General features: G+C 61.5%; 22 protein-coding genes. 9 read left to right on the forward strand and 13 right to left on the reverse strand.

The genetic code is table 11. The annotated features are described in order from the left end of the window. Positions 1–99: 99 nt before the first annotated feature. The 3 genes from PSH81_RS15080 (at position 100) to PSH81_RS15090 (ending at position 5,013) form a co-directional block, all read left to right on the forward strand. Positions 100–2,052, forward strand: coding sequence for an acetoacetate--CoA ligase (locus PSH81_RS15080; RefSeq protein ID WP_305390984.1), 1,953 nt, complete (start codon positions 100–102; stop codon positions 2,050–2,052). A gap of 144 nt (positions 2,053–2,196) precedes the next feature. Next, entirely contained in the window at positions 2,197–4,692 is a 2,496-nt protein-coding gene (locus PSH81_RS15085; RefSeq protein ID WP_226457320.1) for a PAS domain-containing sensor histidine kinase, read from the forward strand. 45 nt (positions 4,693–4,737) lie between these two features. Beyond that, positions 4,738–5,013: a peptidylprolyl isomerase gene (locus PSH81_RS15090; RefSeq protein ID WP_046383114.1), complete on the forward strand. Its 276-nt coding sequence runs from the start codon at positions 4,738–4,740 to the stop codon at positions 5,011–5,013. 120 nt (positions 5,014–5,133) lie between these two features. On the opposite strand, the gene PSH81_RS15095 is transcribed toward PSH81_RS15090, so the two are convergent. The 8 genes from PSH81_RS15095 to PSH81_RS15130 all read right to left on the reverse strand — a co-directional run bounded on the left by PSH81_RS15095 (position 5,134) and on the right by PSH81_RS15130 (position 11,747). Beyond that, positions 5,134–6,039: a sugar kinase gene (locus PSH81_RS15095; RefSeq protein WP_226457319.1), complete on the reverse strand. Its 906-nt coding sequence runs from the start codon at positions 6,037–6,039 to the stop codon at positions 5,134–5,136. A gap of 134 nt (positions 6,040–6,173) precedes the next feature. Continuing rightward, positions 6,174–7,382 carry an amino acid deaminase gene (locus PSH81_RS15100; protein ID WP_305390985.1) on the reverse strand — a complete coding sequence of 403 codons (1,209 nt, stop codon included), beginning with the start codon at positions 7,380–7,382 and terminating at the stop codon, positions 6,174–6,176. A gap of 9 nt (positions 7,383–7,391) precedes the next feature. Next, a complete protein-coding gene (locus PSH81_RS15105; RefSeq protein WP_226457318.1) occupies positions 7,392–8,156 on the reverse strand; it encodes an IclR family transcriptional regulator in 765 nt (254 codons plus the stop codon). Between the two features lie 168 nt (positions 8,157–8,324). Further along, on the reverse strand, positions 8,325–8,714 hold the full coding sequence (locus PSH81_RS15110; RefSeq protein ID WP_078742925.1) for a RidA family protein: 390 nt from the start codon (positions 8,712–8,714) through the stop codon (positions 8,325–8,327). Between the two features lie 16 nt (positions 8,715–8,730). Beyond that, positions 8,731–9,513 carry an amino acid ABC transporter ATP-binding protein gene (locus PSH81_RS15115; protein WP_226457317.1) on the reverse strand — a complete coding sequence of 261 codons (783 nt, stop codon included), beginning with the start codon at positions 9,511–9,513 and terminating at the stop codon, positions 8,731–8,733. Beyond that, positions 9,510–10,172: an amino acid ABC transporter permease gene (locus tag PSH81_RS15120; protein ID WP_017737241.1), complete on the reverse strand. Its 663-nt coding sequence runs from the start codon at positions 10,170–10,172 to the stop codon at positions 9,510–9,512. The genes PSH81_RS15115 and PSH81_RS15120 overlap by 4 nt, the downstream gene beginning before the upstream one ends. Positions 10,173–10,183: 11 nt before the next feature. Then, positions 10,184–10,846, reverse strand: coding sequence for an amino acid ABC transporter permease (locus tag PSH81_RS15125; RefSeq protein WP_124526745.1), 663 nt, complete (start codon positions 10,844–10,846; stop codon positions 10,184–10,186). A 52-nt stretch (positions 10,847–10,898) separates the two neighbouring features. Continuing rightward, the gene (locus PSH81_RS15130; protein ID WP_192300823.1) at positions 10,899–11,747 is read right to left on the reverse strand and encodes a transporter substrate-binding domain-containing protein; all 849 of its coding nucleotides are present in this window, start codon (positions 11,745–11,747) and stop codon (positions 10,899–10,901) included. Between the two features lie 333 nt (positions 11,748–12,080). Between PSH81_RS15130 and PSH81_RS15135 the strand changes: the two genes are divergently transcribed. Both PSH81_RS15135 and PSH81_RS15140 read left to right on the forward strand, forming a co-directional pair. Further along, positions 12,081–12,329, forward strand: coding sequence for a hypothetical protein (locus tag PSH81_RS15135; RefSeq protein ID WP_305390986.1), 249 nt, complete (start codon positions 12,081–12,083; stop codon positions 12,327–12,329). 75 nt (positions 12,330–12,404) lie between these two features. After that, positions 12,405–12,734 carry a thioredoxin family protein gene (locus tag PSH81_RS15140; RefSeq protein WP_305390987.1) on the forward strand — a complete coding sequence of 110 codons (330 nt, stop codon included), beginning with the start codon at positions 12,405–12,407 and terminating at the stop codon, positions 12,732–12,734. A 142-nt stretch (positions 12,735–12,876) separates the two neighbouring features. Here PSH81_RS15140 and PSH81_RS15145 read toward each other — a convergent pair whose 3' ends face one another. Together PSH81_RS15145 and PSH81_RS15150 are read right to left on the reverse strand one after the other, a co-directional pair. Next, positions 12,877–14,433, reverse strand: a complete 1,557-nt coding sequence (locus PSH81_RS15145) for a TerC family protein (RefSeq protein ID WP_192300820.1) — start codon at positions 14,431–14,433, stop codon at positions 12,877–12,879. Positions 14,434–14,680: 247 nt separating this feature from the next. After that, entirely contained in the window at positions 14,681–15,556 is an 876-nt protein-coding gene (locus PSH81_RS15150; protein ID WP_226457313.1) for a LysR family transcriptional regulator, read from the reverse strand. 150 nt (positions 15,557–15,706) lie between these two features. On the opposite strand from PSH81_RS15150, the gene PSH81_RS15155 reads away from it, so the two are divergent. Then, positions 15,707–17,245 carry an MFS transporter gene (locus PSH81_RS15155; RefSeq protein WP_305390988.1) on the forward strand — a complete coding sequence of 513 codons (1,539 nt, stop codon included), beginning with the start codon at positions 15,707–15,709 and terminating at the stop codon, positions 17,243–17,245. A gap of 107 nt (positions 17,246–17,352) precedes the next feature. Here the strand turns inward: PSH81_RS15155 and sohB are convergent, their stop codons facing one another. After that, the gene (gene sohB, locus PSH81_RS15160) at positions 17,353–18,378 is read right to left on the reverse strand and encodes a protease SohB (protein WP_226457311.1); all 1,026 of its coding nucleotides are present in this window, start codon (positions 18,376–18,378) and stop codon (positions 17,353–17,355) included. A gap of 195 nt (positions 18,379–18,573) precedes the next feature. On the opposite strand from sohB, the gene PSH81_RS15165 reads away from it, so the two are divergent. Continuing rightward, positions 18,574–19,284 carry a histidine phosphatase family protein gene (locus PSH81_RS15165; protein ID WP_192300816.1) on the forward strand — a complete coding sequence of 237 codons (711 nt, stop codon included), beginning with the start codon at positions 18,574–18,576 and terminating at the stop codon, positions 19,282–19,284. Between the two features lie 56 nt (positions 19,285–19,340). Beyond that, positions 19,341–19,655 carry an SCP2 sterol-binding domain-containing protein gene (locus PSH81_RS15170; protein ID WP_192300815.1) on the forward strand — a complete coding sequence of 105 codons (315 nt, stop codon included), beginning with the start codon at positions 19,341–19,343 and terminating at the stop codon, positions 19,653–19,655. 146 nt (positions 19,656–19,801) lie between these two features. Here PSH81_RS15170 and PSH81_RS15175 read toward each other — a convergent pair whose 3' ends face one another. Beyond that, positions 19,802–22,438, reverse strand: coding sequence for a glucosidase (locus PSH81_RS15175; protein ID WP_305390989.1), 2,637 nt, complete (start codon positions 22,436–22,438; stop codon positions 19,802–19,804). Positions 22,439–22,507: 69 nt separating this feature from the next. Continuing rightward, positions 22,508–23,917 carry an OprD family outer membrane porin gene (locus PSH81_RS15180; RefSeq protein ID WP_226457308.1) on the reverse strand — a complete coding sequence of 470 codons (1,410 nt, stop codon included), beginning with the start codon at positions 23,915–23,917 and terminating at the stop codon, positions 22,508–22,510. Between the two features lie 289 nt (positions 23,918–24,206). On the opposite strand from PSH81_RS15180, the gene PSH81_RS15185 reads away from it, so the two are divergent. Next, positions 24,207–25,583 (forward strand): VOC family protein, encoded by a 1,377-nt coding sequence (locus PSH81_RS15185; RefSeq protein ID WP_305390990.1) that lies wholly within the window; start codon positions 24,207–24,209, stop codon positions 25,581–25,583. Positions 25,584–25,605: the final 22 nt, after the last annotated feature.

The raw sequence follows: 25,605 nt of genomic DNA on the forward strand, positions 1-25,605 counted from the left end.
CAAGCATCTGTGACTGATACTCCGCCTTCGCGAGCAAGCCCGCTCCCACATTGGGCCTGTGTTGCCTGGCAGACTCAAACAAGAACAAGAGATCTCGCAATGTCCGACATCCTCTGGCAACCCTCCCCGGAACGCATCGCCAATACGCGCATGGACCAGTTCCGCCGCTACATCAACGCCCACTACAACGTGCAACTCAACGACTACCCCGCCCTGCACCAGTGGAGCATCGACCAGCGCCCCGACTTCTGGCAGGCCATCGTCAGCTTTTTCGACGTGCAGTTTCGCAGCCCGCCCAGCGCCGTACTGATTGAACAAAGCGCCATGCCCAGCGCCCAATGGTTCCCCGGCGCCACCCTGAATTTTGCCGAGCACCTGCTGCGCCGCCGCGACGATCACCCCGCCATGGTCGCCATCAGCGAAGACGGCCAGCGCGAGCAGTTGACCTACGCCGAACTGGCCGCACACGTCGCGGGCCTGCAAACAAGCCTGCGGGCCATCGGCGTGACCCAGGGCGACCGCGTGGCCGCGTGCATGCCCAATACCTGGCAAACCCTGGTGGGCATGCTTGCCACCACCAGCCTTGGCGCGATCTGGTCATGCTCATCGCCGGATTTCGGCACCCAGGGTGTAATCGACCGTTTCGGCCAGATCGAACCCAAGGTGCTGATCAGCTGCGCCGGTTATCGCTATGCGGGCAAAGATATCGATCAAAGCGCCAAGCTCAATGAAATCCTCGAACGCCTGCCGTCCCTGGAGCAACTGATCGTGGTGCCATACGCCAAGCCCCAGGCGCGGGTCGAGGACTACCGGAGCGCGGCCAACGTCGCCCTGTGGGACGACTTCTACCGACCCGGCGGCGATCCGCAATTCGTCGCGGTGCCGTTCGATCATCCGCTGTACATCCTTTATTCCAGCGGCACCACCGGGGTGCCCAAGTGCATCATCCACGGCACCGGCGGCGTGCTGCTCACGCACCTCAAGGAACACGGCCTGCATGCCGATCTGTGCCGTGAGGATTGCCTGTTCTACTACACCACCTGCGGCTGGATGATGTGGAACTGGCTGGTGTCGGTACTGGCCATCGGCGCCACAGCGGTGCTGTATGACGGTTCGCCGTTCCACCCTGGGCCCGAGCGCTTGCTCGACTTGATCGATGCCGAACAGATCAGCGTGTTCGGCACCAGCCCCAAGTTTCTCGCCACCCTGGAAAAGGCCGGTCTGCAACCGCGCTTGAATCACGATTTGCGCAGCCTCAAAGGCTTGATCTCCACCGGCTCGCCCCTCTCGCCGCAGAGCTACGACTACGTGTACCGCGAGATCAAGGGCGAGCTGTGCCTGTCGTCCATGTCTGGCGGCACCGATATTGTGTCCTGCTTTGTGATCGGCAACCCGGTGCTGCCGGTGCGCCGTGGCGAGATGCAGTGCAAGAGCCTGGCGATGGCCATTGAAGTGTGGAACGACCGCGGCCAGCCGTTGATCGGTGAAAAAGGCGAGTTGGTCTGCACCCGGCACTTCCCGGCGATGCCCATCGGCTTGTGGAACGATCCGCACCAGACGAAGCTGCGCGCCTCGTATTTCAGCCAGTTCCCTGGCGTCTGGGCCCAGGGCGACTACGCCGAGCAACGCCCGAACGGCAGCCTGCTGATCCACGGGCGCTCTGACGCCGTGCTCAACCCCGGCGGCGTGCGAATCGGCACGGCGGAGATCTATCGCCAGGTGGAAAAAGTCCCGCAAGTCATGGAAAGCCTGGCCATCGGCCAACGTTGGCAGGATGACGTACGGGTGGTGCTGTTTGTACGCCTGGGCGACGGCATCGCCCTGGATGAGGCGCTGGAGCAGCAGATCCGCCACGTCATCCGCGCCAACACCACGCCACGCCATGTACCGGCAAAGATCCTCGCCGTCACCGACATCCCGCGCACCATCAGCGGCAAGATCGTCGAATTGGCAGTGCGCAATGTGGTACACGGCGAGCCGGTGAAAAACACCGATGCGCTGGCCAATCCCGAGGCCTTGGAGCAGTTTCGCGACCGGCCTGAGCTGGCTTGATAGATGAAAGGTTTCAGCCCTGAGCCACTCATTTGAAGACAAAACCCCAATGCATGCTATTTTTCGAGGGGTAGTCAGCCGTTCCCTTGTCACGGGATAATCGGCGTTTGTCATATTTCAAAGCGTTACGCTCAGGGCTTTTTCATGAATGGAACATCCACCGTCAGCGAAGCCGGCGCATTGATCGCACGGCTGGACTGGGCGCAAAGCCCTCTCGGTGAAGCCAAAAACTGGCCGCAAAGCCTGCGTACGGCGGTGGATATTGTCGTCCACTCGCCGATGCCGATGCTCCTGCTGTGGGGCAGCCAACTGACCCAACTGTACAACGACGGCTTCGCCGCCCTGGCAGGCAACAAGCACCCACAGGCGCTCGGCCAGCCGGCGCACCAGACCTGGCCGGAATTGCACAGCTTTACCGCACCGATCTACGACGCGGTGCTCAGCGGCCAGGTACGCACGTTCAGCGAGCAGCCCTTCGTCCTGCAACGCAACAACCGCGACATGGAAATCTGGCTGGACCTGACCTACAGCCCGATCCGCGATGAAAGTGGCAGCGTGGCCGGCATCCTGGTCACCGCCATCGAAACCAACGAGCGCCGCAAGGCTCAGCACAACACCGAGCAACGCCTGCAACTGGCGCTGGCAGCGACGGACGCCGTCGGCACCTGGGATTGGGACATCGCCGAAGACCGCTTTATTGCCGACGCCCACTTCGCCTACCTGCACGGCGTCGACCCGGATACGGCCGAGCTGCTGCCGATCAGCGACTACCTGCACGGCGTGCATCCCGAAGACCGTGGCATGGTGACGCGCAGCATCAAGCACTGCATCACCTTCGGCACCGAGTACGCCGAGGAATACCGCCTGCAACAAGCCGACGGCACCGTGCGCTGGGTGTTCGCCCGCGGGCGTTGCTACAAGGACCATCAGGGCCGCCCGGCGCGCTTTCTCGGCGCCGCCCTGGACCTCACCGAACGCAAGCACACCGAACAGGCCCTGCGCCAAAGCCAGACCGAGCTGCAGTTGATCATCAACGCCATGCCGGTGCTGATCGGCTATGTCGACCACGAGCAACGCTTTCGCCTGAACAACAGCGCGTACCTGGACTGGTACGGCATGACGCCCCAGGAGCTGTACGGCAAAACCATCCGCGAAGTGCTCGGCGACGAGGTGTATGCCGGGCGCCAGGACCAGATCAACGCCGCGCTCAACGGCAAGGCATGCAGTTTCCTGACCATCACCCCACACCGCGACGGGCGCCCGCGCCATGCGCTGATGAAGTACCTGCCGCGCTTCAGCAACGACGGCTCGGTGAACGGCTTCTACATCTTTGTGATCGACGAGACCGAACGCAAACTCACCGAGGAAGCCCTGCGCCACCTCAACGAAAACCTCGAAGAGCGCGTGGCCCAGCGCACCCAGGCATTGGCCGAGGCCAACCAGCGCCTGCAAAACGAAATGTTCGAACGCGAACGCGCCGAAGATGCGCTGCGCCATGCGCAAAAGATGGAAGCGGTCGGCCAGCTCACCGGCGGCATTGCCCACGATTTCAACAATATGCTCACCGGCATCATCGGCAGCCTGGACCTGATGCAGCGTTACATCGCCGCCGGGCGCAGTGAAGACATCGGCCGTTTTACCGATGCCGCCGTGTCCTCCGCCCATCGCGCCGCCGCCCTCACCCACCGTTTGCTGGCCTTCTCACGGCGCCAATCCCTGGACCGCCGCCCGCTCGACCCGAACCAGCTGGTGGCGTCCCTCGAAGAGTTGTTCCGCCGCACCAAGGGCGCCCATATCAACCTCAAGGTGCAATTGGGCCACGACATCTGGCCGGTGAACACCGACGCCAGCCAGCTGGAAAACGCTCTGCTCAACTTGGTGATCAACGCCCGCGACGCCATGCCCGACGGCGGTGAACTGCTGATCGAAACCGCCAACAGCTACCTCGACGGCACCGACATCACCACCCTGGAACCAGTCAAAGCCGGTGACTACGTGATGCTCGGCGTATGCGACAACGGCTCCGGCATGGCGCCGAAAATCCTCGCCAAGGCGTTCGACCCGTTCTTCACCACCAAACCCATCGGCCAGGGCACCGGCCTTGGGCTGTCGATGATCTACGGCTTTGCCCAGCAGTCCGGCGGGCACGTGACCATCCACAGCGAACCGGGCCAGGGCACCTGCGTGCGTCTGTACCTGCCGCGCCTGCATGGCACCGCGCTGGAAAGCAGCCTGCCGGCCAGCGTCGGTGAAGCGCCGGTGGCCCTGGCGGGTGAAGCCGTGGTGGTGGTCGAAGATGACCCGGCGGTGCGCATGCTGGTGGTCAATGTGCTCGGCGAATTGGGCTACACCGCGCATCAGGCGGCGGATGCACGCACCGCCTTGCCGCTGCTGGAATCGGATCTGCGCGTGGACCTGCTGGTCACCGACGTCGGCCTGCCGGGCATGAACGGCCGGCAATTGGCCGAGATCGCCCGCCAGCACCGCCCGGGCCTGCGCGTGTTGTTCATGACCGGTTACGCGGAAAAAGCCGCCGAGCGCCAAGGCTTCCTGGAGGACGGCATGGACATGGTGGCCAAGCCGTTTTCCATCGACCTGCTGGCCACGAAAATCCGCAGCATGATCAGCGTCGTCGAGTGAGTTCAGGCATAATCGCGCGCCGTTGCACGTACCTGGTAGAGATCAATGAAAGCCCAAGCCCGTCATATCCTGGTGAAAACCAGCGAAGAAGCCGAACAACTCAAACAGCGCATTGCCAAGGGCGAAGCCTTTGACGTGCTGGCCAAGAAGTACTCCACCTGCCCATCGGGCAAGCGCGGTGGGGATTTGGGCGAGATCCGGCCGGGGCAGATGGTCGGGGCGATTGATGCGGTGATCTTCAAGAAGCCGCTGCGGGTGGTGCATGGGCCGGTCAAGAGCAAGTTTGGGTATCACCTGGTGCAGGTGTTTTACCGGGATTGAGGGTTGGCTTGAGGCCGCTATCGCAGGCAAGCCAGCTCCCACAGGTGACCGCGTTTTGTTTAAAGGAATGCGGTCGAATGTGGGAGCCGGGCTTGCCCGCGATCCGCCGCAGGCGGCCATTCACCGAGGGATCAACGCCCCTGGTACTTGAATCACCCGACTCGCCAACCCATGCCCCGCCACCGCCGCTTGCTCCGGCGAGCCGCCCTTCAAGCGACTGGCCAGATACGCCGCACTGAACGAGTCCCCTGCCGCCGTCGTATCCACCACCTTCTCAACCTTCAGCGCCGGCACGGCAAAGTGCTCGCCCTTGAAACGGATCAGGCATTCCTGCGCGCCACGCTTGAGCACCACTTCGTCAATCCCCGGATACGCCGCAAACACCTGCTCACTGCTGGCATAACCAAACAACCCGCGCTCGTCATCTTCGGTCAGCAAGGCCATATCCACCTCGGCCAATACCTTGTGATAGGCCACACGCGCCGCTTCGACGCTGGCCCATAAACGCGGCCGGTAGTTGTTGTCAAACACCACCTTGCCCCCGCGCCGGCGGGTTTCGACCAGGGCTTGCAACAAGCGCTCGCGGCCGACTTCGCCGAGCACCGCCAGGGTGATGCCGCTGAAATACACCACGTCGTAGCCCGGCAAGGCCGCCAGGATCGGCGCGGCGGCAGGCGTGGTAAAGCAGTCGCGCACGGCGGCTTCGTTGCGCCAGTAAAGAAATTTGCGCTCGCCGCTGGCGTCGGTCTGGATGCAGTACAACCCCGGCAAACGTCCCGGCAGGCGCTGGACCATGTCCAGGCCGAGGCCTTCGTCGCGCCATTGCTGGCACATGGCGTCGCTGAAGCTGTCATCGCCCAGGGCGGTGACGTAATCGACGCGGCCTAGGCTGCCCAGCTCGCGGCGCAGGTACACCGCCGTGTTGAGGGTGTCGCCGCCGAAGCTCTGGTGCAGGCTGCCGTCGGCGCGGTGTTGCAGTTCGATCATGCATTCGCCGATGAGGGCGATGTGGGGGTGAGCAGTCATGATGGGGTCTCGGGTGTGGCTGATGGCCTCTTCGCGAGCAAGCCCGCTCCCACATTGGATTGGGTTCACAGATTTCTATTTGTGAATACCGTCAACTGTGGCAGCGGGCTTGCTCGCGAAGGGCTCGACTCGGTCTAGAAACAGGTATGCAAGCTCTCGACCACCTGCAACTGCTCATCCACCAGGCAACCCACCTGCCACTTGTCAAACGTCAGGCACGGGTGCGAAGTACCGAACGAAATAATGTCACCAATACACAACTCAACCCCCGGCGCCACGCTCATGAACGCATGCTGGTCCATCACCGCCGTGACCTTGCACCCGCTCACATCCTCGCCTTCGGCGGGCACGATCCCGGCCTTGTAGCGCTTGAGCGGCACCGGCAACCCGGCGTCGTAGGCCACGTCGCGCTTGCCCAGGGCAACCACCGCGAAGCCCGGCTCGGGCAGCGATTGCACGTGGGCCCAGACTTCCAGCGCCGGGCGCAGGGCTTCGTTGAGGTCGCTGCGACGCTCGAGTACGCAGCATTGCGCGTCTTTGTAGATACCGTGGTCGTGGGCCACATAACTGCCGGGACGCAGCACGCTGAGGAAGCGGCCGGCGGCGTTTTGTGTTTCGAACGACTCGGCGATCAGGTCGTACCAGGCCGACCCCGATGCGCTGATGATCGGCTTGGCCAGGTCGAAAGAACCGTTGTTCTGCAAATCCACCGCCAGGCGCACCAGGCTCGCGGCAAAGTCGCGGATACCGCTGATAGCGTGCTCGCCGTGGATCACCCCTTCATAACCTTCGATACCGGTCAGCGCCAGGGCCGGCTGGGCCTGGATCGCCTTGGCCAGGTCGCGCACTTGCTGCTCGCTGCGGCAGCCGCAACGGCCGCCGACCACGCCGTATTCGATCATCACATTGAGGCGCAGGCCACGGGCGGCAAAGAACAGCCCGAGGTCGGCGACGTTGTCTGGATGATCGACCATGCAGTGGAAATCGAAATCCTTGTCCGCCAACAGGTCGGCGATCAACGCCATGTTCGGCGCACCCACCAGTTGGTTGGCCATCAATACGCGGCGAACGCCACCGGCGTAGGCGGCACGGGTCTGCACAGCGTTGGCCAGGGTAATGCCCCAGGCACCGGCGGCGATCTGGCGCTGGAACAGCGCCGGCATCATGCTGGTCTTGCCATGGGGCGCCAGCTCGGCGCCACTGTTGCTGACGAACGTTTGCATCCAGCGGATGTTGTGTTCCAGGGCGTCGCGGTGCAGCACCAGGGCCGGCAGGCTGACGTCACGGACCAGATGGGCACCGACGGCGGCGGCGCCTTTTTCAACGGCATTGATGGCAGACATGAAATGCTCCTATTCGTTGATGCGACGGGCCAGGCTGTTGGCGCTGTCGATCAACACCCGGCGATAGTCGTTGTAGTTTTTCAGCGCATCGGCCCTTGGCGCGACGATGCACAGGGTCGCAATGCTGATGCCTTGCGCGTCCCGCACCGGGGCGGCAAAACAGTGGGTAAAGGTGTCGGCCACGCTGTCGAAGGAGAAGAAGCCATCGAGGGTGGCCTGGCGGATCTGTGCCAGGAAGGTCTCCAGCGGCAAGCGCTCACCGTCCGGCAGGATGAAATCGTCCTGGTCGATCAGGTCGATGATCTGCTGGTCGCTCAGATGCCCCAGCAGCAGGCGCCCGGAGGCCGTCCAGGGGATCGGCGCGTTTTCGCCGATGTCCGAAGAAATACGGAAATGCCGCTCGCCCTCGCGCATCAGCGCCACCGTGTATTTGCGCCCGTTGAGCAGGCACATCTGCGCGGTTTCGTGGGTCTGGCTGACGATTTCCTGCAAGGCGTGGTCGGCCTCGCGGGTCAGGTCGAAGTGGCGCAGGTGCGCCTGGCCGAGAAAATACAGCTGGCGACCAAGGTAGACGTGACCGTCTTTGCCTACCGTCTCCAGAATGCGTCGTTCCAGCAGCGAGGCGACCAGTTCGTAGACCGTGGACTTGGGGCTGCCGATGCCGCTGGCAATATCATTCGGGCGCAGGGGCTGGCCGATTTCCTTGAGGAAATCGAGAATATCGAACGCCCGGTCCAGGCCTTTGGCGCGGCGTTTGATGGTGTCTTCGGTCATGGCAGTTTTCGGTCCGGTCATAGTAGTAATGCTGCACAGTGAACCCCTGTGGGAGCGGGCTTGCCCGCGAAAGCGGTGGGTCAGTCAGGCATGGGTTGCCTGACACTCCGTCATCGCAGGCAAGCCAGCTCCCACATTGGCGCTGCGGGGGGCTTCAGATCGCTGCATTTAGCCTTTTTTCTTGTAGGCCACGCAATCGATCTCCACCTTGCAATCGACCATCATATTGGCCTGCACACAGGCGCGCGCCGGTGCGTGTTCCGGGGTGAAGTATTCGCCGAACACCTTGTTGAAACTCCAGAAGTCCCGTGGGTCTTCCAGCCATACGCCAACGCGGACCACGTCTTTGAGCTCGTAGCCGGCTTCTTCGAGGATCGCTACCACATTGCGCATGGTCTGCCGGGTTTGCTCGACGATGCCACCGTTGATGATTTCACCGTCCACCGCTGGCACTTGGCCCGAGACGTAGAGCCAGCCGTCCGCTTCCACCGCACGGGCGAAAGGACGTGGCTGGCCGCCGCCGGCAGTGCTGCCGGTGCCGTAACGAGTAATGCTCATAAAAATAGCCTCCTGATTAAAAACGAATGTTCTTGAGAAATTCCGCCAGGCGCGGCGATTGCGGGCGCTCGAAGATGTCCTTCGACGAGCCCTGCTCTTCAATGCGGCCCTGGTTCATGAAAACGATCTTGTCGGACACTTCATAGGCGAAGCGCATTTCGTGGGTGACCAGCAACATGGTCATGCCCTCTTCCGCCAGGCCCTTGATCACGCTGAGCACTTCGCCCACCAGTTCCGGGTCGAGGGCCGAGGTGACTTCATCGAACAGCATCAGGCTGGGGTTCATCGCAATCGCCCGGGCAATCGCCACGCGCTGTTGCTGGCCGCCGGAAAGCTGGCCGGGGAAATGGTTGCGCCGCTCCAACAAGCCTACGCGGTCGAGCCATTTTTCCGCCAATGCCACGGCCTCGTCCTTGCCCATCTTCTTGACCTTGAGCAGGCCGAGGGTGACGTTTTGCAACGCGGTCAAATGGGGGAACAGGTTGAACTGCTGGAACGCCATGCCGGTCATTGCGCGGTGCTGGGAGATCACGCGTTCAGGGTGACGCACGCGCTTGCCGGCGATTTCGCTGTAGCCGATGGACTCGCCGTCAAGCGTGATCTGCCCGCCCTGGAACTCTTCCAGCAGGTTGACACAGCGCAGCAGCGTGGTCTTGCCCGAGCCGCTGGAGCCGATCAACGTGACCACGTTGCCGCGCTGCATGCTCAGGTCGACGCCCTTGAGTACTTCCACGTCGCCGTACTGTTTACGCAGGCCGCGAATGTTGAGCAGTGCTTGCTCTGTTTGAGGTTGGTTCATGGCAAGGCCACCCGCTTTTCAATGTAGCGCCCGAATAACTCGATGGCGTAGTTGATGACAAAGAACAGAAACCCGGCGAACAGATAGAACTCCAGGGTCATGAAGGTACGCGCGATGACTTGCTGGGTACTCAACAGCAACTCGGCCACGCCGATGACCGAAAGCAAAGTCGAGGCCTTGACGATTTCCGTGGAGGAATTGACCCACGTCGGCAGGATCTGCCGCAGTGCCTGTGGCAGCAGCACGTAGGCCAGGGACTGTTGGAATGTCAGGCCAATCGCCTTGCCCGCCTCCAGTTGCCCACGGGGGATGGCTTGCAGCGCGCCGCGCACGATCTCCGAGACGTGAGAACCGCAAAACAGTGTCAACCCGACCGCACCGGCCTGGAACGCGCTGATTTGCCAACCGAGCGCCGGCAGCATGTAGAAACACGCGAGCACCAGCACAAACACCGGCGTGCCACGGATCAGATCCACATACAGGCGAAACGGCGCCCGCATCCAGAACTTGCCGTAGGTCAGGATCAACCCGGCGACGATGCCGATCAGGGTGCCGAAGATAATCGCCAGCGCCGACACATACACGCTGGCTTGAAAGCCCGCCCACAGGGTATCCCGGGCGATCCACAACTCATGCAACCAGCTGGGGGACTCGTACATGGGAACCCTCCTTAACGACGGATCGCCAGACGCTGTTCCAAGTAACGGAGCAGCATGGCAATGAGGTAACAGGCAGCCACGTAGAGCGCCGTCGTGACCAGCCAGGTTTCAATCACCCGGTAGCTTTCGACGTTGATCTTGCGGGCGTAATAGGTCAGCTCCGGCACCGCAATGGCAGCGGCCAGCGAGGTGTCCTTGAACAGCGAAATAAAGTTGTTCGACAGCGCCGGCAGCACGTTGCGCAGCATCACCGGCACGGTGATGTAGGCACGGATGCGCCACTCGCCCAGGCCGATGGCCAGGCCGGCTTCACGCAACCCCTTGGGAATATTCAACAGCCCGGCACGGAATACTTCGGTCAGGTAGGCACCGGCGTACAGCGACAGCGTGATGATGAAGGACGGGATTTTGTCGAGGCGGATGCCCAACGACGGCAGCGCAAAGTAGATCAACAGGATCAACACCAGGATCGGCGTGTTGCGCACCACTGTCACGTACACCGAGGCGAAGATTCGCAACGCGCGGTGCTTGGACAGCATGGCAAACGCCATCAGCAGGCCGATCACGCAACCGATGGCGATCGACAGCAGTGCCAGCTGCAGGCCCAGGCCGAGCCCCGCCAGCAAAGTGTCGAAATCGCGCCACACGGCGGCAAAGTTCAACTGATAGTTCATGGTCAGCAATACCTAATAGGGGCGCCGTTCGCGGCGCCCCGGTTGTCACGAATCACTTGAACTCGACAGGAAAACCAATCGCCGGCGATGGCAGATCGACGCCGAACCACTGCTTGAACGAGGCTTGGTAGGTGGGGAACTCGACACCGGTCATGGCTTCATGCAGGGCGGTGTTGACGAAGTTCAGCCAGTCCTGGTCGCCACGCTTGACCGCGCACGCGTAGGTCTGCGGGCTCCAGGCGTAGGTCGGGCTGCGATAGCGGCCAGGGTTCTGCACCATCAGGTATTTGACCGAGGACTGGTCGGTGGCGGCGGCATCGGCGCGGCCGGAGTTCACAGCCTGGTACATCAGGTCGACGCTGTCGTATTGGTCGACCTTGGCTTTTGGCAGGGCCTGATGCACCAGTTCTTCGGCGTAGACGTTTTGCAGCACCGCCACGGTAACGCCGTCGCCAGCGGCTTGCAGGTCTTCAATCTCTTTGTACTTGCTGTTGTTCGGCAATAGCAGGCCGACGCCTTCGCGGTAGTACGGCAGGGTAAACGCGACCTGCTGAGCGCGGCTGGCGGTGACGGTGATGAACTGGCAACTCATGTCGACCTTGTTGGTCAGCAGGTTGGGAATCCGTGCGTCGGACGACTGCACCACAAATTCGACTTTGCTCGGGTCGTTGAACAACCCCTTGGCCACGATGCGGCCGATGTCGATATCAAACCCCTGCAACTTGCCATCCGCTCCCTGGAAGTGCCACGGCGCATTGGTACTGCCTGTACCCACGATCAAGTGCCCACGCTTGAGCACATCATCGAGCTTGCTGTCCGCCGCCTGCACTTGGCTTGCGAGGGACGCCGAGGCGGCGAAGAGAAAAACACACGCTTTGAATACGGAAGGTCGGTGATGCATGACAAGCACTCCAGGAGTTGTGTATTCCGCTATACCGGAACTTAGTATGTAACAACGGAATAGACAGCAGAAAGTGTGCCACACGCCGAAATAGAAAAATACGCGAGGAATAAATTCTTTATAAATCAGCCAGATAAATCGTCGCGGGCAATACGGCGATACGCCAGCATCTGCGCCCGCCGTGCTACCCCAGGCCACACACTGCGGTGACAGGCCCCAGTCGGGCGCGCCAAAACAGCGTTACCGCGCACCGTTGCGGTGCGCGCGCACCGTGGAAAAATCCCCATGCTCGGCTAGCCTTTGCACATGCCCGCCTACAAGGACCGTGCCCTGATGAAGTTTCGTCTTACCCTGGTTTTGCTTTCCTTGCTGGTGGCCGGCAGCGCCTGCGCCAGCAACGATCGCCGCGACTGCAAGGAAGAACTGCGCAAGCTCAAGGACACCTTGAGCACCAACTACACCAGCCAGAACCACCACGGCTATCGCCAGGCCCAGGCCTCGCGGGACAATCTGGAATACAAGAAATGCGCGAGCCAGGCGCGCAAGGCCCGCGAGCGCTTGGAGCGTGACCGGGACCTGTGAAGATTGACAGTAGACGCTGCTCAATCCTCGATTTAGCGTTGGCGACAACTACCGCCGCGCAAGAGGAAGGCTGTCATGGGACTTGCCACTGCGACGATTGCCAATGCCGAGGACTACCGACAGGTACTGAGCAGCTCACGCCCAGTATTTTTGCTGTTTGTTTCAGCCCGCTGCCCCGCTTGTTCTCAGGCCGTGCCGCTGTTTGAAAGGGTTGCCGCCAACTACCCCGAGGTCGTGAGCATGGTGCTTGACTGTGAAAACACTCCTCGCCACCCGGAGGTAAAGGGCACCCCGACCTGGTTGATCTACCTCAACGGAGAGTTGAAAGAGGCATTCAAGGGTTTAGGCGCCCCAGAAGGTCAAGACCAATTCGTTGAAGACACGTTCGCCCGCTACGCCCGCTAGTCCTTGCACACCCCTGATGGCCATCTACGCGGCTCAAGGCAGTCTCGACCGAACCCGGGTAAGGATGGCGACATCCTCAACCCGGTGCCGTTCAAGGCCAACCGGGCGCTGTATGTGTCAAAACACGCAGGCAAGGACTGCTTTACGGTTCACGCACCATCGTCACCTGAGTGACCCGTCGCTCTTCGACCGCGGCCACGGTCAGGCGCCAGCCTTCGTACGCCAGGCTGTCGCCGACCATTGGCAAGCGGTCCAGCAGGCTCATCACCAGGCCGGCGAGGGTCTGGTAATCCTCGGTCGCCACTGCCTGAAAGCCGGTACGCTGGCGCAGTTGGTTCAGGTTCATTGCGCCATTGGCACGGAACCCGGCGCCCTCCTCGACAATATCCGGCCCCTCGATTTCGCTGGCATCCGGCAATTCACCGGCGATGGATTCAAGGATGTCGGTCATGCTCAACACGCCCATGAAGTCACCGAACTCGTTGATCACGAAGGCGATGTGGGTGGACTCCTGGCGCATCTGCTCCAGGGCGTTGAGGATCGAAAAACTCTCCAGCAGGTTGATCGCCCGGCGTGCCAGGTGTTCCAGGTTCGGCTGGTTGCCGGCCAGGTATTCCTTGAGCAGTTCCTTCTTGTGCACAAAACCCAGCGGTTCATCCACCGCGCCGTTGCGGATCAACGGCAGACGCGAGTAGGACGAATGCATCAGTTTCAGGCGAATCGTCTCTGCATCGTCCGCCAGATCGATGTAATCAACCTTGGCGCGCGGCGTCATCAGCGTACGAATCGGCCGCTCGGCCAATTGCAGCACACCGCTGATCATCACGCGCTCGCGGCGATCAAACAGCGGGCCCTGGGCGGTATCGGGCTCACCAAGCAAGTCGGCCACCTCTTCACCGACCTCTTCCACCGCCAGGCTGCGACCGCCCAGCAAACGCATTACCGCATGGGCGGTGCGCTCACGCACCGGCAGCACGCCTTGCGCCGACTTCTTGCGGCGGGCACGGGCAATCTGGTTGAACACCTCGATCAGGATCGAAAAACCGATGGCCGCATACAAGTAGCCCTTGGGAATATGGAAGCCCAGGCCTTCGGCGGTCAGAGCGAAACCGATCATCATCAAGAAGCCCAGGCAGAGCATGATCACCGTCGGGTGCGCGTTGACGAAGCGGGTCAACGGCTTGCTCGCGACGATCATCAGGCCGATGGAAATGATCACCGCGATCATCATCACTGCCAACTCATCGACCATGCCCACGGCGGTGATCACCGCATCGAGGGAGAACACCGCGTCGAGCACCACGATCTGCGCCACTATCGGCCAGAACATCGCGTAGGCCACATTGCCCGTACGCTGGGCCACATGGCCTTCGAGGCGCTCATGCAATTCCATGGTGGCCTTGAACAACAGGAACACACCACCAAACAGCATGATCAGGTCGCGACCGGAGAAGCTCTTGTCGAACACTTCGAACAACGGCTGGGTAAGCGTCACCAACCACGAAATACTTGCCAGCAAGCCCAGGCGCATCAGCAACGCCAGGGACAAACCGATCAACCGCGCACGGTCACGCTGCTCCGGCGGCAGTTTGTCTGCCAGGATGGCGATAAACACCAGGTTGTCGATACCCAGCACCAGTTCCAGCACAATCAAAGTCAACAGGCCGAGCCAGGCCGTTGGATCCGCTAACCATTCCATTTATAGAGTCTCTTTGTTCGATTATCAGAATGCCGGACACGGCAATGCGCGGTCAGTGGACCGGGACAAGACTAGCAGTCGAAATACGGGGTGCTTGAGCGGAAACGGCGGCAGCGGATGTCTTGGGGAAAGACGACTGGGGGGCTCCGAGAGGGTGTTCATGCAAGTCCTGCGACAAGAAAAGGACTTGAATCGTACAACCGCAAAGCAAATTTCCTACAGCGCAAAACTATTACAAGATCTGTAATCATGTCCGGCCGGCCGCCTTGGCCAACTGGATAAACCGCGCCACGGCGGGGGCTTTTTCGAAGCGCCGGTGGATCAGCGACAACCACGAAGACGCCTCACTGCCTTGAATCGGCCGGTAGACCACGTTCGGCAAGGCCACATGCCCCACCACCGATGACGGCACCACCGCCACCCCTTGCCCCAGCGAAACCAGCGCCAACACCGCGACCAAACCACCTGGCTGCGGGCCCAGGCGTGGCGCAAAACCGCCCTGGGTCGCGACATGCAGCGTGCCGCTGATCTGCTCGGGCAAGATGAAGGTTTCATTTTGCAGGTGTTCACAACCGATGGCCTTCAGGCCCAGCAGCCAGGAATCCTGGGGCAGTGCGAGGACAAAACCTTCACTGTCCAGGCGCACCGCTTCTACGCCATCGGGCAGGGTCATGGGCGAACGAACGTAGCCGATGTCATAGCGCCCATCCGCCACCGCGCCCGGCAGCGTAGCCATGGCGCACTCGCGCACATTCACACTGACATCGGCAAATGCCTGGCCGAACGCCTGCATCTGCCGTTGCAACAGCCCGCTATACACCGCGGACGCCACATAGCCCAACTCGATATGGCCGATTTCACCACGCCCGGCTCGCTGGGCCTTACGCTGAGCGAGCTCGAATTGGCGCACGGTAGCTTCGGCTTCCGGCATCAGGGCCGCGCCCGCTTCGGTCAGGCTGACCTCGCGCTGTTGACGGATAAACAAGCGCGTACCCAGAGCGGTTTCCATGTCCTGGATCTGCCGACTCAAGGTCGGCGGCGCGATCCCCAGTTGTTCGGCGGCGCGGGTGAAGTTGCAGTGCCGGGCAACAGCCAGGAAATAGCGGAAATGGCGGATGTCCATCGCAGGGTTAGCTCAAAGGTAATGAAGTTGTACCTGGCGCCTAACAAAGGCGCCAAGTGCTGGCGATAAGCTGGGACCATCCTAACAGCACAGAGCCTTTGCGATGCATATCCACTTCAAACCACTCATTGCCTGCAAGGTAATCGGATCATGAACCCGGTCAGCCCGCGCCTGACCCTGTTGACCGCTTCCGGCGTCTGCTCGCTGATTGTGCTCGACACCAATATCGTCGCCGTGAGCCTGCCGAGTATCGCCCGCGACCTTGTGGCCAACTTCGCCGACATCGAATGGGTGGTCAGCGCCTACATGCTCGCCTTCGCCGCGCTGCTGTTGCCGGCCGGCAGCCTCGCCGACCGTTTCGGGCGCAAACGCTCGCTGGTCTGGGGCCTGGGTATTTTTATCCTCGCCTCCCTAGGCTGTGGCGCCGCCCCGACCGCGTTGCTGCTGGATGTCGCACGTGCTGTCAAAGGCGTCGGCGCCGCGCTGTTGCTGACCGCGGCCCTGGCGTCCATCGGCCATACCTTCCACGATGAAGTGGAGCGCGCCAAGGCCTGGGCGTTCTGGGGTGCGTGCATGGGAGTGGCGATGACCACCGCGCCGACCCTGGGCGGCTTGATCACCGAGTACCTGGGCTGGCGCTGGATTTTCTACCTCAACCTGCCTGTGGGCCTGGCGCTGATGGCTCTGGTGCTGCGCGCGATCCCGGAATCTCGCGATACCCAATCGGCCCGGCTCGATCCGTGGGGCAGCCTGGCCTTCAGTGCCAGCCTGTTGTGCCTGATCTGGGGACTGATCGAAGCGAACCGCATAGGTTGGGACAGTCCGCTGACCTATGCACGCCTGCTGGGTGGTGCAGTGCTGTTGGGCGTGTTTGTGCTGGTCGAACGCTTGCAACAGCGACCGATGGTGGACTTGCAACTGTTTCGTCATCCGCGCTTTATCGGCGCGTTGCTGGGGATGTTTGCCTACGCCGGTTGTGCCCAGGTGATGATGACATTACTGCCGTTCTACCTGCAGAACGGCCTGGGTTTCTCCGCAATCACTTCGGGCCTGGGCATGCTGCCATTTGCCCTGACTATGCTGGTGTGCCCACGCATCGGCGCACGCCTGGCCGGACGCTTTGCGCCTGCGACCATGATGGCCATCGGTTTGACCCTGGTGGGCTGCGGCAACCTGCTCAGCGCCTGGGCGGTGAATGTGGGGGGCTACCTGCCCTTCGCCCTGGCGATTGCCATCACTGGCGCCGGCGCGGGTTTGCTCAATGGCGACACCCAGAAAAACATCATGGCCTGCGTGCCGCGCGACCGCGCCGGGATGGCCTCGGGGATGAGTACCACCATGCGTTTCAGCGCGATCATGCTGGCCATTGGGGTATATGGCGCGCTGCTCAATAGTCAGAGCGAGCAGTTGTTGAGCACGAGCATCGGTGGGCAGTGGCAGGCGCAAGTGGCCGGCATAGCGTCGCGGGTGGTGGCGGGCGATATGCCGGCGGCGATGGCGCTGTTACCGGAGCCAGCACGCGCCAGTGTGCAACCGTTGGCCCGGCAGGCGTTTGTCGGTGGGTTTGGCGGGGTGCTGTGGGTCGCAGGATTATTGGGGTTGCTAGGGGCGCTGGTGGTGGGCATGTTGATGCGACACCCGATCAATCTGGGAGCGGGCGTGTGTGTGAGCGGGCTTGCTCGCGAATGAGGAGTGTCAGTCGCTAAATCCGGTGACTGGTACACCGCCTTCGCGAGCAAGCCCGCTCCCACACAAGCCCGCTCCCACAAGGGATCACTTGGATCCGAGGGGGCGGGTTACCAGAACCGCTGCTGGGTCAGACGGTTCCACCAGGTCAGCAGCACCCGGTCCACGGAACCGCTGGCCGCCAGGCCGACACGTTCCTGCAAGCTCTTGCGCTCGGCATAGTGCAGGTGGAACACCTCGGCGGTCTTGGCCTTGGTCGCCAGGTATTCGTCGCTGGTTTGCAGCTCATCGACCAGTTGCTTGTCCAGCGCTGCAACACCCAGCCACACCTCTCCGGTCGCGACTTCATCAATCGCCAACTGTGGGCGATAGCGCGACACGAAGTTCTTGAACAGTTGATGGGTGATGTCCAGGTCTTCCTGGAACTTCTCGCGGCCCTTCTCGGTGTTTTCGCCAAACACCGTGAGGGTGCGCTTGTACTCGCCGGCGGTCAGCACTTCAAAGTCGATGTCGTGTTTTTTCAGCAGGCGGTTGACGTTGGGCAACTGCGCCACCACGCCAATCGAACCGAGAATGGCAAACGGGGCGCTGATAATTTTCTCGCCGATGCACGCCATCATGTAGCCGCCGCTGGCCGCAACCTTGTCGATGCACACGGTCAACGGCACGCCCGCCTGGCGGATCCGCGCCAGTTGCGACGAGGCCAGGCCGTAGCTGTGCACCATGCCGCCGCCGCTTTCCAGGCGCAGGACCACTTCGTCCTTAGGCGTGGCGAGGCTGAGCAACGCGGTGATTTCATGGCGCAGGCTCTCGGTGGCCGAGGCCTTGATGTCGCCGTCGAAATCCAGCACGAACACCCGTGGCTTGGCCTCGGGCTTTTTCTTGCTGTTCTTCTTTTCGGCTTTGCTTTCGGACTTGCGCAGGGCCTTGAGCTGGTCCTTGTCGAGCAGGGTTGATTCCAGGCGCTCACGCAGGCCCTTGTAGAAATCATTGAGTTTGCTGACCTGCAATTGGCCGGCGGACTTGCGACGACCTTTGCTGCGCAATGCCGCGAAGCTGATCAGTACCACCAGAATAGCGACCACCAGGGTGACGGTCTTCGCCAGAAAGCTCGCGTATTCGGCCAGGAAATCCATGTTTCTCCTTACAAGTGCAGTGCGCCAGGCGCGGATTGCCCAAGCATACCGGCGGCACCGCGTTCGAGCCAGTGATCAAACCGCCAGCAACGGAGCGTTCCAACGAGCTTTTAAAACAAGCGTATGTTTTTCCATTGACAGCTCGCAGGCATCCCCATAACCTCGCCAGACTTTCAACGTACCGGGAAAACGGACGTGGGCAGCATCTATCTGATTCGACATGGCCAAGCCTCCTTCGGTGCAGACGACTATGACGTCCTGTCGCCCGTCGGCGTGGAACAAGCGCAAGTGCTCGGGCGCCACCTGGCCGAACTGGGCCTGACGTTCGACCGCTGCATCGCCGGCGACCTGCGTCGCCAGCAGCACACCGCCAGCGCCGCGTTCGATCAATACAGCGCCCTCGGCCTGCCGGTGCCGGCCTTGGAGGTAGACAGCGCCTTCAACGAGTTCGACGCCGATGCGATCATCCGCGCCCTGCTCCCCGACCTGCTCACCACCGAACCCGAAGCCCTGGAGATCCTGCGCAATGCCGCGCAGAACCGCAGCGAATTCCAGCGCATCTTCGCCCTGATCATCGAGCGCTGGCTGGCCGGCACCTATGATCCGCCGGGCCTGGAAAGCTGGCTGGGGTTTGTCGAGCGGGTCCAGGCGGGCCTGCAACGCATTCTTGAAGCGGCGGACAACGCGCAGAAAATCGCCGTGTTCACCTCCGGCGGCACCATCACCGCCCTGCTCCACCTGATTACCCGGATGCCCGCTGCCCAGGCCTTCGAACTGAACTGGCAAATTGTTAACACCTCGCTCAACCAGCTGAAATTCCGCGGTCGCGAGGTGGCCCTGGCTTCCTTCAACAGCCACTCCCACTTGCAACTGTTGAAGGCGCCGCAACTCATCACCTTCCGATGAGCTGCGGCCAACCGTGACCCCAAGGTCACTGGACTCACCATAAAAGGATCGAAACCATGACTGACGTAGCCAAAGCTGTAGAAGCAATGAAAGCCAAATTCAACCCAAGCGCCGCTGACGGCCTGGACCTGGTATTCGGTTTCCGCATCGACGACACCAAGAACTTCTCGCTGATCGTCAAAGACAAGACCTGCGAACTGCAGGAAGGCGAAAACCCAGACGCACAAGTAACGCTGGTCATGGACAGCGAAACCCTGGAAGGCATCGTTGACGGTTCCACCGACGGCATGCAGGCCTTCATGGGTGGCAAGCTGCGCACCGAAGGCGACATGATGCTGGCAATGAAGTTGAGCGAGCTGTTCCCTTCCTGATTCACGGGCAACCCTGAATCCCTGTGCGGGCGGGCTTGTGTGGGAGCGGGCTTGCTCGCGAATGCGGACTATCAGTTGATCGATCTGTGACTGATACACCGCCTTCGCGAGCAAGCCCGCTCCCACATTTTGCTCCACCACAGACCTTAGGCTTTCGGTTGCAGCAACAACGCCACCAACGCACTCCACCCCGTCTGATGCGACGCCCCCAGGCCGCGCCCTGTCTCTCCATGGAAATACTCATGGAACAACACCAGGTCACAACTCGCCGGGTCCGCCTGCAACTGCGCATACCCCGCCATCGATGGCCGCAGGCCATTTTCATCGCGTAGAAACAACCCCGTCAGCCGCTCACTGAGCCCGTCAGCCACGTCCTCAAGCGACGCCAGATAACCACTGCCCGTGGGGTACTCCACGGAGAAGTTGTCGGCGTAGTAGCGGTGAAATTCCCGCAGCGATTCGATCAGCATGTAATTCACCGGCATCCACAACGGCCCGCGCCAGTTGGAATTTCCGCCGTACAACCGCGAATCGGATTCACCAGGCTGGTAGCTGGCACACAGGGTGTTGCCATTCATCTTCAGGGCCAGCGGTTGCTCGGCAAACGCCTTGGACAGGGAGCGCACACCAAACGCCGACAAAAACTCACGTTCATCCAGCATGCGCCGCAGCAGGTCCTTGGTACGTTCGCCGCGCAGCAGTGCCAGCAACAGGCGATTGCCCTGCCCCGGCTCGTTCCACCGCGAGACCAATTTGGCCAGGTCCGGGCGGTGCTTCATAAAGCCCAACAAACGCTCGCGCAACCCTTCCAGACCTTCATGCTCGCGCTGCTCCAGCACCAGCACCGCAAACAGCGGCATCAGCCCGACTATCGAACGCAGGCGCACCGGTTCATTGTTGCCGTCTGGGCGGCGCAGCACATCGTAGAAGAACAGGTCCTGCTCATCCCACAGACCTTCGGCGCTGTCATCCACGCGATTGATGGCGCCAGCGATATACAGGAAGTGCTCGAAAAACTTCACCGCGATGTCGACGTACACCACATTTCGCCTGGCCAGCTCCAGAGCCATGCGCATCAAGTCAAGGGCATATGCCGCGACCCACGCCGTGCCATCCGCCTGATCCAGCTGATACCCCGGCGGCAGCGCGGCCGAGCGGTCGAACAAGGCAATGTTGTCCAAGCCGAGGAAACCACCCTGGAACAGGTTGCGCCCCTCGGCATCCTTGCGATTGACCCACCAGGAAAAATTCAACAGCAGCTTGTGGAAGATCCGCTCCAGGAAGTCCATGTCGCCTACGCTGGTCAGCGCCTTATCCTGCTGATACACGCGCCAACTGGCCCAGGCATGTACCGGTGGGTTGGCGTCGTCGAAGCGCCACTCATACGCCGGCAACTGGCCATTGGGGTGCATGAAGCGGTCTTTGACCAGCAGCAACAATTGTCTCTTGGCGTAGGCCGGATCAATCAGCGCAATCGCCACCGCCTGGAAGCCCTGGTCCCAGGAGGCATACCAGGGGTACTCCCAGGTGTCGGGCATGGACAGGATGTCGAAGTTGGACAGGTGCCGCCAATGGCTGTTGCGGATATGCAACCGCTCGGCCGGCGGCGCGGGCTGGGCTGGGTCGCCGTCGAGCCATTGGTTGACGTCGAAATAATACAGCTGCTTGGACCACAACAAACCGGCCAATGCCTGACGCTGTACGTTGCGTGCATCCTCAGACGCGATGCCCTGTTGCAAGGCTGCGTAGAAATCGTCGGCCTCCTGGCGCCGCAGCTCAAACAGCTTGCGCGCATTGACCTCAGGCGCGGCCACCGGCGCAAAACGCAGGTAGAGGGTTGTGCTTTGCAAGCCTGCCAATTCGAGGACGAACCGCGCAGCGACCTTGGTGCCGCTGTCCCGCCGGATCGCCGATTGGACGCCGCCCACCACATAATCGTTGATCCCGTCCTTGAACGGCCCCGGCGCCGGTAGCCCATCCAAACGTGGGTGGTTACTCTCGTTCTCACAGAACAACCACTCCACCCCATCCTGGCCCCAGGCACTGAGGTAACGATCCGGCAGCTCATGATGACGCGCTAGCACCTGTTCGCCGTCGAGTACCAGGCGCGGCACTGGCGCATCAAAGGTCCAGCTCCAGTCGTTGCGCGCCCACACCTGGGGCAATACCTGCAAGCGGGTCGGCTGATCCGAACGGTTGTGCACGGTGACGCGCATGAAAATATCGTCGGGCTGATGCTTGGCGTACTCGACGCTGACATCGCAGTAACGGTTGTCTTCAAACACCCCGGTGTCGAGGATTTCGTATTCGGCATCGCCCAGCCCACGGCGGGCGTTCTCGGCGATCAAGTCGGCGTAGGGAAAGGCCGCGTGCGGGTATTTATACAGCATGCGCATGTAGGCATGACTCGGCACGCCATCGACGAAAAAGTACAGTTCCTTGACGTCCTCGCCGTGGTTGCCCTCGGCGTTGTTCAGGCCGAACAGACGTTCCTTGATGATCGCGTCGCGCTCGTTCCACAGCGCCAGGCCCAGGCACCAGCGTTGCGCGTTGTCGCTGAAACCGGCCAGGCCATCCTCGCCCCAACGGTAGGCGCGGCTGCGCGCATGTTCGTGTGGGAAATACGCCCAGGCGTCGCCGTCGGCGCTGTAGTCCTCGCGTACCGTGCCCCACTGGCGCTCGCTTAAATACGGGCCCCACTCGCGCCAGCGCTCGGCGTCCTGAGTCGCCAGGCGCTGGCCTTCGGTGGTGTCGGTTATTCGGGTTACGGGCGTGGCCGTCATGCGGTCCTCCGGCGCCTACAAGGTAGGGAGCAGTGTAGGACCCATCCACACCCGTGTGCACATGAAGGTTTAGAAGATCGCGTAGGTGTAGTTGAAGATCAGGCGGGTTTGATCCTGATCGGCAGTACCAGTGTTCTTGCCGTGGTAGGTGCCAGTCCGCAAAGTCGTCCCGAAACCTTTCAGAGGACCGGCCTGCACAACGTAGTCCAGACGGAAGTCGGCTTCGTTTTCTTTCTGGTCAGGGCCACCAGCCACCTTGGACTTGATGTCCCGGCCATCCAGGTAAGCCACGGAAGCCTTCAGGCCGGGCACGTAGGCCTTGAAGTCATACGAGTACTGACCAAAGTTGACCTGCTCGCCCGCACGGGAGAACTGGCCGACCACGGCGTCGGTGAACAGGTAGAAATCGCTGCCGCCAGCACCCTGCGCATGCGGGTCGGCCAGGCTGCCCTGGTTCACCCACACAAAGCCGCCGTCGTCGCCCACGCCAATATGGCCAAGCATCAGGCTGCTGCCGCCCAGTTGGTAGGTGAAGGCCGCACTGTAGGTTTTGTTGTCCACTTCGTTGGCGTGCTTGGCGTAGCCACCGTTGTTGTTGAACTGGTAGCCACTCTGGCCGTTCTTGCCGTCACTGCTGCTGTCGAAGTAGCGCAGGTCGGTCTTGAACGATTGGTCATTGCCCAGCGGCAATACGTGGACCAGGCCGAAGTAGTTCTGTTTGTAGAAGTCTTGGAGTTGGGCGTAGTAGTACTGCAGCGTCAGGTTTTTCGCGATGACGTTGTCGGAGGAACCAAACGGCTTGTAGTCCACCCCACCGAACTTGAAGCTGTCGCTGTCGCGCTGGCCACCCGCCACGCTCAAACCTGTGGAATTGCTGGAGGCGCGGCCTTCGACGCGGTTCAGTTCACCCCCGGTGAAGGTGACGTTGGGAATATCGCTGGAGGTGAGGATGCCGCCGTCAAAGGTTTGCGGGGCCACACGGCTATCGTTGGACACCAGGATCGGCAACACCGGCGCCAGGCCGCCACCGACATGCAACTCGGTCTGGGAAATGCGGAACTTCACATTGCCTGCCGCGCGTCCAAACGCATCGGCGGGTTCGGTGCCGTTGTTCTTGGTCGGGAAGAAGCTGTTGCCATTGCCCGCCAGGCCTGCGCCCGCCGTATGGCCATCGCCACCGTCCAGACGCAGGGCGCCAAAGGCCATCACGTCGAAACCGACACCAACGGTGCCCTGGGTGAAACCGGACTTGTAGTCAAAGCGCAGCGCGGTGGCGGCTTCACGCAGATCGTTGTTGGTCCCCGAACGGTTATCGGCGCTGTAGTACATGGTCCGCGAACTCACGGACGCATGGCTGTCCTCAAGGAAACCGCTGTGTCCGTTGCCGGTGCCCAGCGAACCGAGCCCGAAATCATCTGCCCAAGCCTGTTGTGCAAGAACGGCGGCGGTGATGGATAACGCCAGTGTAGAAATTTTCATTAACGACGGCCCCTGAACATTTTTTTATGTGTGTGATGTGCGAAACGGCGTTTTCATCCCTGCGAACGTGACGATTCTTTCATGCCGGATGGGGCCGATTCCGTGAAGAATTAGTTAGGAAAACCGTCGGAAAATGAAATTCTTCGTTGGCGGTTTTTTGTCATATTCACGTCATCTCATTCATTTGCAGAATGAAGTCCTGAAGATTCTTCGTTTGCGCACACACCCCCTGCCCAACAAAATCCTGGCATCGGCTACGTCCACCACCATCGTCATCAGGAATTTTTCTATGCCCAGCACCGCACATGTCAGCCCCGACGAGATCCGCAAGGGCTTTTCCAAGGCCATGTCCGACATGTACCGAGATGAAGTTCCGCTGTATGGCGCACTGATGGCGCTGGTGGCCGAGACCAACACCCGCGTGCTCGAGGCCCAGCCGGACCTGGCGCAACAACTGCAACGCACCGGCGAAATCCAGCGCCTGGACATGGAACGTCACGGCGCCATCCGCCTGGGCACCGCCTTCGAACTGGCAACCATCGGCCGTCTGTTTGCAGTGATGGGCATGCAACCGGTGGGCTACTACGACCTGACCCCAGCCGGCGTGCCGGTGCATTCCACCGCGTTCCGCGCCGTGCATGAGCAGGCGCTGCAAACCAGCCCGTTCCGCGTGTTCACCTCGCTGCTGCGCCTGGAACTGATCGACAACCCCGAGCTGCGCGCCTTCGCCGAAACCGCCCTGGCCAAGCGCTCAATCTTCACCCCTGGCGCCCTGGCGCTGATCGAACAAGCGGAAAAGGCTGGCGGCCTCAACGCCGTGGATGCCGAGGAATTTATCCTCCAGGCCCTGGAAACCTTCCGCTGGCATCACACCGCCACTGTCACCCGCGCGCAGTACCAGCAACTCAGCGACCAGCACCGCCTGATCGCCGACGTGGTGGCGTTCAAGGGCCCGCACATCAACCACCTGACCCCGCGCACCCTGGACATCGACCAAGTCCAGGCCGCCATGCCCGGCAAGGGCATCACGCCCAAGGCTGTGATCGAAGGCCCGCCACGCCGCCAGTGCCCGATCCTGCTGCGCCAGACCAGCTTCAAGGCCCTCGACGAAGCCATCGCCTTCACCGACGCCAGAGGCAGCCACAGCGCCCGCTTCGGCGAAATCGAACAACGCGGCGTAGCCCTGACCCCCAAAGGCCGCGCGCTGTATGACCAGTTATTGAATGCCGCACGCGATGAACTGGGCGCGTTCCCCAACGAGGGCAATGCCGCACGCTACATGCAACTGATGGAACAGCACTTCCAGGCCTTCCCCGACAACCACGCACACATGCGTGAACAGGGTCTCGCCTACTTTCGCTACTTCGCCACCGATGCCGGCCTGGCGGCCCGTGGCCAAGCCGATCAACCACGCACACTGGAGGCACTGATCGCGGCAGGTCATGTGACAGTGGAGCCGTTGGTGTACGAAGACTTTCTGCCGGTAAGCGCGGCGGGGATTTTTCAGTCGAACCTTGGGGATGCCGCGCAGAGTCATTACGCGGCCAATTCAAACAAGGCGGAGTTCGAGAAGGCGTTGGGGCGCCGGACGATTGACGAGTTGGAGTTGTATGGCGAGACGCAGCAGCGCTCGATTGAGGAATGCACTCAGGCGCTGCTCGCCTGAAACAAGATACCCGCCCGGCTCA

Source organism: Pseudomonas sp. FP2335 (assembly GCF_030687535.1).
Lineage (GTDB): Bacteria > Pseudomonadota > Gammaproteobacteria > Pseudomonadales > Pseudomonadaceae > Aquipseudomonas.